At 63.8% G+C, this 12,900-nt stretch carries 10 protein-coding genes, 1 tRNA gene and 1 pseudogene; 9 read left to right on the forward strand and 3 right to left on the reverse strand.

Annotated elements, in window-relative coordinates:
• Nucleotide 1 precedes the first annotated feature (1 nt).
• From EN949_RS15140 to EN949_RS15170, 7 genes are all read left to right on the forward strand, one after another.
• Nucleotides 2-760 (forward strand): amino acid ABC transporter ATP-binding protein, encoded by a 759-nt coding sequence (locus EN949_RS15140; protein ID WP_027161621.1) that lies wholly within the window; start codon nucleotides 2-4, stop codon nucleotides 758-760.
• A 60-nt stretch (nucleotides 761-820) separates the two neighbouring features.
• The gene (locus EN949_RS15145) at nucleotides 821-2,245 is read left to right on the forward strand and encodes an FAD-binding oxidoreductase (protein ID WP_127371716.1); all 1,425 of its coding nucleotides are present in this window, start codon (nucleotides 821-823) and stop codon (nucleotides 2,243-2,245) included.
• 98 nt (nucleotides 2,246-2,343) lie between these two features.
• On the forward strand, nucleotides 2,344-4,014 hold the full coding sequence (locus EN949_RS15150) for a thiamine pyrophosphate-binding protein (RefSeq protein ID WP_127367401.1): 1,671 nt from the start codon (nucleotides 2,344-2,346) through the stop codon (nucleotides 4,012-4,014).
• A complete protein-coding gene (locus EN949_RS15155; RefSeq protein ID WP_013530394.1) occupies nucleotides 4,011-6,107 on the forward strand; it encodes a hydantoinase/oxoprolinase family protein in 2,097 nt (698 codons plus the stop codon). Before EN949_RS15150 ends, EN949_RS15155 begins: the two co-directional genes overlap by 4 nt.
• Nucleotides 6,104-7,723 (forward strand): hydantoinase B/oxoprolinase family protein, encoded by a 1,620-nt coding sequence (locus tag EN949_RS15160; protein ID WP_127370992.1) that lies wholly within the window; start codon nucleotides 6,104-6,106, stop codon nucleotides 7,721-7,723. Before EN949_RS15155 ends, EN949_RS15160 begins: the two co-directional genes overlap by 4 nt.
• Nucleotides 7,720-8,922 carry a pyridoxal phosphate-dependent aminotransferase gene (locus EN949_RS15165; RefSeq protein WP_013530392.1) on the forward strand — a complete coding sequence of 401 codons (1,203 nt, stop codon included), beginning with the start codon at nucleotides 7,720-7,722 and terminating at the stop codon, nucleotides 8,920-8,922. Before EN949_RS15160 ends, EN949_RS15165 begins: the two co-directional genes overlap by 4 nt.
• Nucleotides 8,923-8,925: 3 nt before the next feature.
• Nucleotides 8,926-9,738 (forward strand): NAD(P)-dependent oxidoreductase, encoded by an 813-nt coding sequence (locus EN949_RS15170; protein WP_127367314.1) that lies wholly within the window; start codon nucleotides 8,926-8,928, stop codon nucleotides 9,736-9,738.
• 406 nt (nucleotides 9,739-10,144) lie between these two features.
• Here the strand turns inward: EN949_RS15170 and EN949_RS15180 are convergent.
• Nucleotides 10,145-10,220, reverse strand: a tRNA-Ile gene (locus EN949_RS15180).
• A gap of 134 nt (nucleotides 10,221-10,354) precedes the next feature.
• Here EN949_RS15180 and EN949_RS15185 point away from each other — a divergent pair.
• Complete coding sequence (locus tag EN949_RS15185; RefSeq protein ID WP_013530175.1) at nucleotides 10,355-11,068, forward strand: SIMPL domain-containing protein; 714 nt, start codon at nucleotides 10,355-10,357, stop codon at nucleotides 11,066-11,068.
• 211 nt (nucleotides 11,069-11,279) lie between these two features.
• Here EN949_RS15185 and EN949_RS15190 read toward each other — a convergent pair whose 3' ends face one another.
• Together EN949_RS15190 and EN949_RS15195 are read right to left on the reverse strand one after the other, a co-directional pair.
• Nucleotides 11,280-11,636: a hypothetical protein gene (locus tag EN949_RS15190; protein WP_013530174.1), complete on the reverse strand. Its 357-nt coding sequence runs from the start codon at nucleotides 11,634-11,636 to the stop codon at nucleotides 11,280-11,282.
• A gap of 254 nt (nucleotides 11,637-11,890) precedes the next feature.
• Nucleotides 11,891-12,337: a YcgN family cysteine cluster protein gene (locus EN949_RS15195; protein ID WP_013530173.1), complete on the reverse strand. Its 447-nt coding sequence runs from the start codon at nucleotides 12,335-12,337 to the stop codon at nucleotides 11,891-11,893.
• 197 nt (nucleotides 12,338-12,534) lie between these two features.
• Here EN949_RS15195 and EN949_RS15200 point away from each other — a divergent pair.
• Nucleotides 12,535-12,900, forward strand: a pseudogene (locus EN949_RS15200) (flagellar motor protein MotB); the annotation flags it as partial.

Consider the following 12,900-nt stretch of genomic DNA (forward strand, 5'->3'; position numbering starts at 1 on the left):
GGTGATCTCAACCAATTCGACCGGTGAGCCGGCGCTCCGCATCGAAAACCTCGACAAATACTACGGCACGTTCCAAGCACTGCGCGGGATAAACCTTTCCGTACAACGGGGCGAAAAAATCGTCGTCTGCGGACCCTCCGGCTCCGGCAAATCGACGATGATCCGCTGCATCAACCGCCTCGAACAGCACAATGGCGGCCGCATCGCGGTGCTCGGGACCGAGCTCAACGACGATGTCGGCAATATCGACGAGATCAGGCGTGAAGTCGGCATGGTGTTCCAGCACTTCAATCTGTTCCCGCACATGACGGTGCTGGAGAACTGCATGATCTCCCCGATGATCGTGCGCAAGCAGCCGCGGGCGCAAGCCGAGGCAACCGCCCGCCACTACCTGGAGAAGGTGCGCATTCCCGAGCAGGCCATGAAATATCCCAGCCAATTGTCCGGCGGTCAGCAGCAGCGCGTCGCCATTGCACGCGCACTTTGCATGCAGCCGCAGATCATGCTGTTCGACGAGCCGACCTCGGCGCTCGATCCGGAAATGGTTTCCGAAGTGCTTGACGTCATGGTCACGCTTGCCTCGGAAGGCATGACGATGATCTGCGTGACGCATGAAATGGGCTTTGCGCGTCGCGTGGCGGACCGGGTGCTTTTCATGGACGGCGGCGAGATCCTCGAAGAAGCGCCTCCGGACGAGTTCTTCACCTCTTCCCGCAACGAGCGCACTCGACAATTCCTGTCGCAGGTGCTGGGTCATTGATTGGAAAGCAACGATCCGGACGTGTCGCTCGGCACGCCCTCAGCTAACTCGGGTAGATCAGTGACCGATCACGCCACCGCGCTGCACGAGATTCTCGGGCCGAAAGGCTGGCTTTCGGGCCGGGATGCCGAGCCCTACCGGCGCGATTGGCTCAATCGCTATGGCGTCGCACCTCTTGGCGTTGCCAGGCCCGCAGATACGCCGGAGGTTGCCAGTGTCGTCAAGCTATGTCGCGAGGCAGGGCTGGCGGTGGTGCCACAGGGCGGGAACACCGGGCTTTGCGGCGCCGCCGTCGCCGAGCAGCCGAATGCGGTGATCGTCTCGCTGTCACGCATGACGGCGATCGGGAAGCCGGATCTGGACAGCGGATCGATCGTCGTCGAGGCGGGTGTCGTGCTGGCAACGCTGCACGAGACGCTGGAACCGAATGGCCTGATGTTTCCAATGCGTCTGGGCGCCGAAGGCAGCGCCAGGATCGGCGGCCTGATCGGCACCAATGCCGGCGGCAGCCAGGCTTTCCGATACGGCATGATGCAGGATCTCGTCCTGGGTCTCGAAGTCGTGACGCCTGATGGCGGGATTTGGGACGGACTGCGCGCGGTGCAGAAGGACAATGCCGGCTATCAACTGCGCAAGCTGTTCTGTGGCGCTGAGGGCACGCTCGGCATCGTCACGCGCGCGATCCTGCGGCTCTACCCCAAGCCTCGGCAGCAAGCGAGCGCCCTTCTGGTCCTGCCCGGCTTTGCAGCCGCCGTTTCGTTCGGCGCCTTCCTGCGCGGCGAGGCCGGGGAATTCCTGACTGGCCTCGAGTTCTTCTCCGATGTGGGCCTGCGATTGGCGCTCAAGCACGTGCCCGACCTTGCCTACCAACTGGAGACACGGGGCGACGTCTATCTGCTGGTCGAACTGGCATCGGGGTCGTCACGCGTTCCCCTGGACGAGATCCTGGCTTCGGCTCTGGAATGGGGCATGGAACAGAGCCTGGTTAGCGACGGCGCGCTGGCGGCGACAGGTGCGCATCGGGCACAATTCTGGCGGCTGCGCGAGGAGCAACCGGAGGGACAAAGGCTGGAAGGCGAGCAACTCAAGCACGACATCTCCGTCCCTCCAGGTGCAATCGCCCGTTTCGTCGAGGCTGGCGCGAAGATCTGCGGCGGCATTCTTCCCGGTGTGCGGATAAACCCGTTCGGGCACCTCGGCGACGGAAACATCCATGACAATTTGTCTCCGCCGGAAGGTCGTGCCGATTTCGACGGCAAGGCCGAGCTGTTCGCAGAGGCGCTGTCATCTCTTGCCACTCAGATGGGCGGCAGCTTTGCCGCCGAGCATGGGCTTGGCCGGGCAAAGGTGGTCATGGCCGACCGCAATCGCGGCCTGGTGGAGCGAGAGCTCATGGCGCGGCTCAAAGGCGCGTTCGATCCGCTGGGCACGATGAACCCGGACGTCCTGGTGCGCGCCTCTCGGGAAAGAAAAACTTTCGAATAGACGGCATTTCTTGGTTTCGTCTCGATGCGCCAGCGTGCACGTATGAATCCGAAAGGCAGGCTCGATCCGCTTGCCGCCTGAATGAAGGATGTCGCAGCATGATCCGCAATGGCGGTCGCCTCCTTGTCGAGTGCCTGATCGCGCTCGGCGCGACCAAGAGTTTCGGTGTGCCGGGCGAAAGCTATCTGGCCGTGCTGGACGCGCTGCACGACACTCGTGGAAAGCTGGACTACGTGCTGTGCCGCAACGAGGGCGGCGCGGCATTCATGGCCTCGGCCTATGGCAAGCTGACGGGTTCGCCGGGCATCTGCTTCGTGACGCGCGGACCGGGTGTCGCCAATGCGTCCATCGGCGTGCACACGGCGATGCAGGACAGTTCGCCGATGATCCTGTTCGTCGGCCAGGTCGGCACCGACATGCGCGGCCGCGAAGCGTTTCAGGAAATCGACTACCGCGCGGTGTTCGGCACGATGGCGAAATGGGCGGTGGAGATCGACGCTGTCGAGCGCCTGCCGGAAATCATTGCCCGGGCCTGGACCACGGCGCTCACCGGGCGGCCCGGCCCGGTGGTGATCGCCCTGCCCGAGAACATGCTGACCACGCCGACCGATGTCGCGGCGCTCAGCGGGCCTGCCAGGGTGTTCGAGGCCGCGGCCGATGCCGATGCGCTGGCCGAGGCCCGGTCCATGCTGGCCGCCTCCAGCAGACCGGTCATCCTGATCGGCGGTGCCAACTGGTCAGCTGACGGGCGTGCCGTGCTCCAGGCTTTCGCCGAAACCTCCGACATTCCGGTGGTCGCGGCGTTCCGCTTCCAGGATCAGTTCGACAATGGCTCACCGGTCTTCGTCGGCGAGGCCGGTGTCGGCATGGTCCCGCATGTCAAGAAGCTGATCCGGGACGCCGATGTGATCCTGGCGATCAATGTGCGCTTCGGCGAGATGACCACGGATGGCTACACGCTGCTGTCCGTGCCCCAGCCGAAGCAGAAGCTGATCCATGTCCACGCTTCGGATCGCGAGATCGGCAAGATCTATGTGCCGGCGCTTGGCATCCATGCCGGGCCGAACGCCTTCGCCAAGGCGCTCTCGCCGGTCAAGGGCGACTGGGGCGCGTGGCGGTCGCAGGCACGCCAAAGCTATGAGGGCACGTTCACCGCGCCTGCCCAGCCGGGCCCGGTCGACATGGTCGAAGTCAGCCGCTGGCTGCGCGAAACGCTGCCCGACGACGTCATCCTGACCAACGGCGCCGGCAATTTCACCGTGTGGCCAAACAAGTTCTTCAAATTCGGGCCAAAGGCGCGGCTGCTTGCACCGCAATCCGGCGCCATGGGCTACGGCCTGCCGGCGGCCATCGCGGCCAAAGTGGCCTTTCCCTCACGCACGGTGGTCTGCTTTGCCGGTGACGGCGATTTCCAGATGAACTGCCAGGAGTTGGGGACGGCGATGCAGGCCGGGGCGCAGCCGATCGTCCTCATCCTGAACAACGGCATCTACGGGACCATCCGCGCGCATCAGGAGCGGCACTATCCGGCGCGCGTGTCGGGAACGAACATCGAGAACCCGGATTTCGTCGGCATCGCCCGGGCCTATGGCTTCCACGCCGAGCGGGTCGGCGCGACCAGCGATTTCGCCGGCGCTTTCGGCAGGGCGCTGGCATCCGCGACCGGCGCGGTCCTGGAGCTGGATATTTCCCCGGAGGCGATCACGCCGCGTCAAACCCTTTCCCAAATGCGCGACGCAGCGCTCGCTTCGCATAAGGCCAACGCATGACCAGTACGGCAAATGACATCCGTCTCGGCGCGGATATCGGCGGCACGTTCACCGATATTGTGGTCGATGTGCGCGGCACGATCTTTTCCACCAAGATCCTGACCAACTATGCCGCCCCCGAACAGGCTATCCTCGACGGGATCGAGATCGTCGTGCGCGACGCCGGCATCACGCTGGCGGACCTCGACATCGTCATTCACGGCACCACGCTGGCGACCAACGCGCTCATCGAACGGCGTGGCGCCAAGACGGCATTGGTCACCACCGAAGGGTTTCGCGATGTCATCGAGATGCGCACGGAAAACCGGTTCGAACAGTATGATCTGAACCTGAAGCTGCCGCCGCCGCTGATCCCGCGCGAGCATCGCTATACGGTCAAGGGGCGCATCGGCGCGGACGGAAAGGAATTGCAGCCGCTGGACGAAGCAGCGCTCGACGAGATCGCCGACGGCATCGCCGCGGGCGGCTTCGGCGCCGTCGCCATCGGCTTCATCCATTCCTACATGAACCCGGGGCATGAGCAGCGGGCACGCGCGATCCTCGCCAGAAAGCTGGACATACCGATTTCCATCAGCGCCGAGGTCTCGCCGCAGATGCGCGAGTTCGAACGCTTCAACACGGTTTGCGCCAATGCCTATGTCCGGCCGCAGATGGCCGACTATCTGGTGCGCCTCCAGGTGCGGCTGAAGGAGATGGGGGCGAACTGTCCGGTGTTCATGATCCACTCGGGCGGCGGACTGATCTCGGTGGAAACCGCGTCCGAATTTCCGGTGCGCCTGGTCGAGTCCGGTCCGGCCGGCGGTGCCATTTTTGCGGCCGACGTGGCGCGGCGCTTCGACCTGGACTCCGTCGTCTCCTACGACATGGGCGGAACGACCGCGAAGATCTGCCTGATCGAGGACTATTCGCCGCGCACGGCGCGGACCTTCGAGGTCGCCCGCACCTATCGCTTCTGCAAAGGCTCCGGCATGCCGATCTCGATCCCGGTCATCGAGATGATCGAGATCGGCGCCGGCGGCGGCTCGATCGCCTGGGTCGACGCCATGGGCCGCATCCAGACCGGCCCGGAAAGTGCCGGGTCCGAACCCGGTCCCGCCTGCTACGGGCGTGGCGGCAGCCGCCCGGCCATCACCGATGCCGACCTGGTGCTGGGCAAGCTCGATCCCGACAATTTCGCCGGCGGCGCCATCAGGCTCGACACGCAGGCTTCCGAGCAGGCGATCACCCGCGATGTCGGCACCCGGCTTTCGCTCAATTCCGTTTCCGCCGCTTTCGGCATCTGCGAGGTCGTCGACGAGAATATGGCCAATGCCGCCCGCGTCCACGCGGTGGAAAACGGCAAGAACATCTCCGACAATGTCATGATCGCCTTTGGCGGTGCAGCGCCCCTGCATGCGGCGCGGCTGTGCGAGAAGCTTGGCGTCGAACAGTGCCTTGTCCCGCAAGGCGCCGGCGTCGGCTCGGCCATCGGTTTCCTCAAGGCGCCGTTCGGCTACGAGGCGCTGGCTTCCAAGCTGATGCGGCTGTCGCGCTTCGATGCATGCGAGGTGAATGCGCTGCTCGACGGGCTGAAGACGACTGCCGAGAGCTTCGTGCGAGCCGGCACTAACAATGCCATCACCCGCGAGATCACCGCCTTCATGCGCTATGCCGGCCAGGGTTGGGAAATCCCGGTGCCGCTGCCCGACAGGGCGTTCAAGCCCGGCGATGAGGTGAGCCTCAAGGACGCCTTCCGGGACAATTATGCGCGCTTCTTCGGCCGTGCCATTGATGGCCTCGACGGATTGGAAATCGAGATCGTCACCTGGTCGGTCAAGGCGCAGGACGTGCGGCCGGCGCCCGCAAGGCACGAGATCACCATGGGGACCAGGACCGTCGCCGCTTCGCAAACGCGCGAGGTTTTCGATCCGGCGACCGGAACCGTCCAGGTTTCAGCCATCATCGAACGCGCCGACCTTTCGCCAGGGGATCGCATCAGCGGTCCGGCGGTGATCGTCGAGCGTGAGACGTCGACGGTCGTCACCACTCTCTTCGATGCCGCGCTACAGAGCGACGGTTCGATCCTCCTGATCCGCAAAGGGGTCCAGGCATGAGCGACATCTTGGAAATCCGCATGCAGGTGATGTGGAATCGCCTGATTTCGGTGGTCGAGGAGCAGGCGCTGACCCTGTTGCGTACGGCCTTCTCCACGTCGGTGCGTGAATCGGGCGACCTGTCGGCCGGCGTGTTCAATCCGCGCGGCGAGATGCTGGCGCAGGCCGTGACCGGTACGCCCGGGCATGTGAACACCATGGCCGAGGCCGTGCTGCAGTTCATGAACGAGATCCCGCGCGAGGAGATGTACGAGGGCGACACCTATGTCACCAACGATCCCTGGAAAGGCACCGGCCATCTCCATGACATCACCATGGTCTCGCCCTCGTTCCTGAACGGCGAACTGGTGGCATTCTTCGCCTGCACCGCGCACGTGGTCGATGTTGGCGGACGTGGCTTCGGCGCCGACGGCAAGTCAGTCTACGAGGAAGGAATCCAGATCCCGATCATGAAGTTCGTCGAGCGCGGCAAGGTGAACCTCGATCTGGTGAAGATCCTGCGCGCCAATGTGCGCGAGCCGAACCAGGTCGTCGGCGACTTCTATTCGCTGGCCGCCTGCAACGAGGTCGGCCATCGCCGCCTGGTCGACATGATGAAGGAGATCGGCCTGGCATCGCTGGACAGGCTGGGAAAGTTCATCTTCACGCGCACGCATGACGCGACGCTGGAGCGCATCAAGGCGCTGCCGAAAGGCACCTGGTCGAACGAGTTGGTGACCGACGGCTACGATACGCCGGTCAAGCTGGTGGCAGCTGTCTCGATTGAGGACGACCATTTGAATGTCGATTTCTCCGGCACCGATCCGACAAGCCGATGGGGCATCAACGTTCCGATCATCTACAGCAAGGCCTATGCCTGCTACGCCCTGAAATGCGTCGTGGCGCCGGAGATCCCGAACAATGCGGCCTCGCTTGCTCTGTTCACTATATCGTCGCCGACCAACATCCTGAACGCCCCGCGGCCGGCGCCGGTCTCCCTGCGGCACGTCATCGGCCATATGGTGCCCGATCTGGTGCTGGGCGCGCTGGCCAAGGCGCTGCCGGGCCAGATCCTTGCCGAAGGGGCGGCGGCACTGTGGAACATCCACATCTCGGTCAGGCCGGTCGCCGGGAGCGATGGACGCCGCGCCGAGGTGCTGATGTTCAATTCCGGCGGCATGGGGGCGCGCCCGACGTTGGACGGGCTGTCCGCCACCGCCTTTCCGTCCGGTGTCCATACCATGCCGATCGAGGCGACCGAGCACACCGGGCCGATCGTCATCTGGCGCAAGGAACTGCGTCCCGATTCCGGCGGCGACGGGGAATTTCGCGGCGGCCTCGGCCAGATCCTCGAAATCGCGGCCACTGAAGGCCACGAGTTCGATTTTTCCGCCATGTTCGACCGGGTCAGGCATCCGGCCAAGGGACGCGATGGCGGCAAGGACGGGATAGCCGGCATCGTCAGGCTCGACGATGGCACGCTGATGCGCCCGAAGGGCTGGCAGCACGTTCCGGCAGGGCGTCGTCTGGTGCTGGAACTTCCTGGCGGTGGCGGCTATGGCGATCCCTCCAGGCGCAGTACGGAGGCGCGGGCACAGGACGTGTCCAGGGGCTATATTTCGGAGAAAAGCCGATGAGCTACATTTCCTCGCGCCTGTCCGTGGTCAAGCCGTCGGCTTCGATGGCCGCCTCGCAGGCGGCCAAGGCGCTACGGGCCAAAGGCGTCGACGTCATCGACCTTGGCCTTGGCGAACCTGATTTTCCGACGCCTGCCCACATCATCGAAGCGGCCTATGCAGCCGCCAAAGCGGGCCAGACCCTCTACACCGCCGCAGCCGGCTCGCCGGAAGTGCGCGAGGCCGTGGCCGGGAAGTTCAGGCGCGAGAACGGACTGGACTACACGGCCGACGACATCGTCGTGGCCAACGGCGCCAAGCAGATCATCTTCAACGCGCTGATGGCGACGCTGGAACCCGGCGACGAGGCCATCCTGCCCGCGCCCTATTTCGTCTCCTATCCTGAGATGGTTAAGCTGCTAGGCGGCACGCCCGTCACGGTCGAATGCAGGGAAAGCGGCGGCTTCAGGCTGACGCCCGAACTCTTGGAAAAGGCGATCGGGCCGAGAACCAAGTGGCTGTTCCTGAACATGCCCGGCAATCCATCCGGAGCGGTCTACTCGGCCGACGATCTCAAGGCGCTTGGCGCTGTCCTTGCCAGGCATCCGCAGGTGCTCATCCTGTCGGACGAGATCTATGAGCACATCATCTTCGATAACCGCGAATTCGTATCCTTCGGCAAGGCCTGCCCTGACCTCAAGGACCGAAGCCTCATCGTCAACGGTGTGGCCAAGGCCTATGCGATGACCGGCTGGCGTGTCGGTTATGCAGCCGGCCCGGCACCACTCGTCAAGGCGATGTCGATCATCCAGAGCCAGTCGGTCACTTCGGTCTGCTCGATTGCCCAGGCGGCGACGGTCGCCGCACTGAACGGCCCGCAGGACGAGGTGGCTCGTTTCCGCGATGCATTCGAGGCGCGCAGGAACCTGGTCGTCGATGGCATAAGGCGCATCAACGGCCTGACGCTGCCGCCGCCGGAAGGCGCATTCTATGCCTATATCGGTTGCGCCAGCCTGATCGGCCGCAGGACCCCAAAAGGCGTCATGCTGGAGGACGATACGGCGGTGGCGACCTATCTTCTGAACGAAGGCCGCGTGGCCTCGGTGCCGGGCACTGCCTACGGACTTTCACCCTATTTTCGTATCTCCACCGCCACCAGCGAGGAGGTGCTTGCCGAGGCGATCGCGCGGATCAACGCCGCCGTCGCGCAAGTGGAGTAGACCATGCCGCATTACGAACGCATCCTGATCACCGGCGCCGCCGGCCGGCTTGGCTCGGAACTGCGAAAGGGGCTGGTGCCGCTGGCAAAAACGATCCGCCTGGCGGGTCGCGAACCGTTCGGCGATCTTGCTCCTCACGAGGAAGAAGCGGTCTTCGATCTCGCCGACATGGAGGCTACACTTGCGGCCACCAAGGACTGCGACGCGATCGTGCATTTCGGCGGTGCGCCGCTTGAATGCGAATGGCAAACGATCCTGGATTCCAGCATTCGCGGATCCTACCACATCTACGAAGGCGCCCGGAAACACGGCGTGAAGCGGATTATCTATGCTTCCTCGGTGCATGCCATCGGCTATCATGAAGTCGAAGCCCGTATCGGCGTCGATGCGCCGGTGCGCCCCGACAGCCTCTACGGCGTGTCGAAGAATTTCGTCGAAAGCCTGAGCCGGCTCTACTGGGACAAGTTCGGCATTGAGACGGCTTGCCTGCGTATCTTCTCGTCCTTTCCCGAACCGGCCGACCGACGCATGCTGTGGTCGTATCTTTCCTTCGCCGACTGCGTTCGTCTGGTCGAAGCAGCACTGACGGCGCCGCGCGTCGGGCACACAATCTCGTTCGGCATATCCGACAACAAGCTGAAAATGGTCGACAACAGCGGCGCCAACCATCTGGGGTTCATCCCGCAAGACAGCGCCGAGCCATTCCGCGCAGCGGTCGAGGCGAAGACGCAGATTCCGGATCCCAAGGCGCCATCGGTGAAGTATCTGGGCGGGTGGTTCTGCGAGCTTGGCCATCCGGACGACAAGCGGGCGTAACTATCAAAAAACCAATCCGCTAGATGGCGAAGACGAAACATCCACCAACACCCCTACGGCTCCCTGCAATTCACGGCGACAGCCGAATAATGATCATGAAGCGCTTCCGGGACGTTCAGGCCAGGGCGACACCGGCGATCGTGCAAGACCGTAGGCTCCGGCGATCACCCCCATGCCTCCGGTGTGCTTCTGGGGTTCGGTGCCGTCTGCCATGTATGTAGGCTTACGCGATCACCTGTTCTGGTGCAGGATCGTCTCGGCCGCAATGAAGCCCCAGGTTCCCGGCAGGGATTCGCATCTGGAAGAAGAATCCCGAGTCTTTGCGCCATAGATACGTCGCCCGCTCCAGGTGTGCGTTTCTGGATAAAGGGCGATAATTACACAATATAATAAAAGACTTAGGTAATGGTGGGCCCGGAGGGACTCGAACCCCCAACCAAGCGGTTATGAGCCGCCGGCTCTAACCATTGAGCTACAGGCCCCACGCGGGCTGGATTAATGTTTTTCGCATCGCGGCACAAGGCTTTCCCGACGGGCTTCCCCAGATCGCCCAAATCAACCCATAATCGCGCTCTACGCGACGTCTGCGACTTGATCGCAGACCAAGGAGATTTTCATGACCAGACATCTTTTGCCTCTCGCGCTCGCCGCTGCAATCGCTTTTCCGGCGATGGCTGGAGCCACCGATCTGCCGACGCCGCCCCGCATCATCGTGTCGGGCGAAGGCGAAGCAACCGTGGCCCCCGATCTGGCGGTCCTGACGCTGAGCGTCATGCGCGAGGCCAAGACCGCGCGCGCCGCGCTCGACGCCAACAATGACGCCATGGCCGCCGTGATCGCGGCGATGAAGTCCGCCGGCATCAAGGACCGGGACCTGCAGACCGCCGGCATCCAGATCAACCCGCGCTACAACTACACCAACAAGCCGGACGGTAGCCAGGAAGCCGAACTCGTCGCCTATCAGGTGACCAACACGCTTTCGGTGCGGGTGCGCGATGTCGACAAGACCGGCGAGATACTCGACAAGGCGGTGTCGCTCGGCGTCAACCAGGGTGGCGGCATCGCCTTCACCAATGACAACCCGGCAGCCACGGTCACCGAGGCGCGCAAGAAGGCGGTCGCCAACGCCATGGCCAAGGCCAAGACGCTGGCCGAGGCCGCAGGCGCCAGCCTCGGCCGGGTGCTCGAGATATCAGATCAGAACATTGCGCCGGCGCCGATGCCGATCAACGCCAAGGCCTTCGATGCCGCGGCGGGTGGCGCGGCTCCCGTGCAGGCCGGCGAGAATTCCTACAATGTCCAGGTGACCGTCACCTTCGAACTGAAGTAAGCGGCTCTGAGGATCCGTGGCTGGGTCTTGCCCAGCCACCGATGCATCACCAGCCAATAGCACGCATGAAAACCCCCGCGGGATTGCTCCCGCGGGGTTTTTCGAGCCACACCCTTCAACCGGAAAGGGGCTCCGCTAGTCCCAGCTGATCTTGCTAAAGATCATGCTGCCAGGCTGACCCTCAAAGAGGGTCGGCCTTAATTGTCGAACCTCAGCGATAGATAACCGGGCAGCCGCGCTCATTGGCGAACACCACCACGACACGGTCGCCGTCCTGGCGGCCCGCCACCTTCACCGTACGACGGTTGACGTCGACGATGCGGACACGGTGGAGACCCATGCGTTCGGCCTTGTCGAGGGCGCGGTCCGGCGAGCAGCCACGGCGCCAGTCGCCGCGGCGTTCATCACGGCGATGGCGATAACCGTCGTCACCGGTATAGACGCCGAAACGCGGGTCGTTGTTGTTGCCGAAGCCGAGATAGAGGCTGTCGGCGTGGGCGGGAACGGCCGCCAGCGTGCCGAGACCGACCAGGGCCGAAAGGGCTGCCGTCTTGATCGTGTTGAACATCGTCTTCTCTCCTTTTTGCGGGCCTTCGCCCGTCCTCGTGAACCGATGGGGGGAGAATGCGCTTGCCTGTCTGAACTCTTTACGAACCTGCCGTTCATCTCCGGTTCATATGGCGGGAAGAAGGAAGTTCCGGCCATTCGCCACCGTCCCCAGCCCTTGGTGAAGGCCGGAATGCCTGACTCGGCGCCCTATTCCGAGCCCGCGGATTGGCCGGAAGTCGTGGAACGTAAGGCTGTTGCTCGCCGCCGCTGGTCCTACGGCTCCTCGTCCAGCACATAGTCAAAATAGTCTTCCGGCTCGGCAAGATCGGTTTCACTCGCTTTGACCCGGCCGCGCATCGAGATGCCGGCTTCATGCACGGTCTCGGCGCTGCCAGACACCAGCCGGTGCCACCAGTAGAGGTCGCGGCCCTCGGCAACCAGTCGATAGGCACAGGTACTGGGCAGCCAACTGATGGTTCGCACATTCTGCGGCGTCAGCCCGACGCAGTCGGGAACGCGCGCCAACCGGTTGGCGTAGTCCGAACAGCGGCAGGTCTCGGCGTCGAACAGCCGACAGCCGACGCTGGTCCAGTAGATCTCGCCGGTGTCCTCGTCCTCAAGCTTTGACAGGCAGCATTTACCGCAGCCGTCGCACAGCGATTCCCACTCGGCCGGGCTCATCGCCTCCAGCGCCTTGGTTTTCCAGAATGGCGTTTCCATTTCCCGGATGTGGCCCCGGCCGCGGGCAAGGTCAAGCGCGGCAATGGTCGCAATTGCGGCTATCGCCAGGTGAATGACATGAAGTTGCCTTCAAAAGGTCGGTCAATCGCCCCGTACGGCCTCTATCCGTGCCAGACTGGAACCAATCGGCACAAGATCGGTTTCGGCAAGGATGGGACCCCACAAGGAGAATTTCGATGAAACGCCAACCACGGATTCTGGCAGGCACCGCACTTGGCCTGTTGATGGCATCCGCGCCGTTGGGCGCGTTCCCGCTTCAGGGAAGTGTCGCGTCCGGTCTTGCCCAGCGCACGGCAACCCCATTCATCCTGGCGCAAGCAGCATGCGCCGAGGGCGAATCGGCCGAGGCCTGCGCGCAGAAGCAGCAGGCGGAACCCGAACAGAAACACGAGCGCAGGAAGGCCGAGCCTGAACAGCAGGCCGCGCCTGCCCAGAGCGAGCAGCCCGCCGAGGAACAGCAGCCGCGCCGGAAGAAGCGTGATCAGCAGCAGCAGGCCGAACAGGCGCCGGCCGAACAGGCCGCTCCCGCCGAAGAACAGCAG

Source organism: Mesorhizobium sp. M7A.F.Ca.US.007.01.2.1 (genome assembly GCF_003998165.1).
Lineage (GTDB): Bacteria > Pseudomonadota > Alphaproteobacteria > Rhizobiales > Rhizobiaceae > Mesorhizobium > Mesorhizobium ciceri.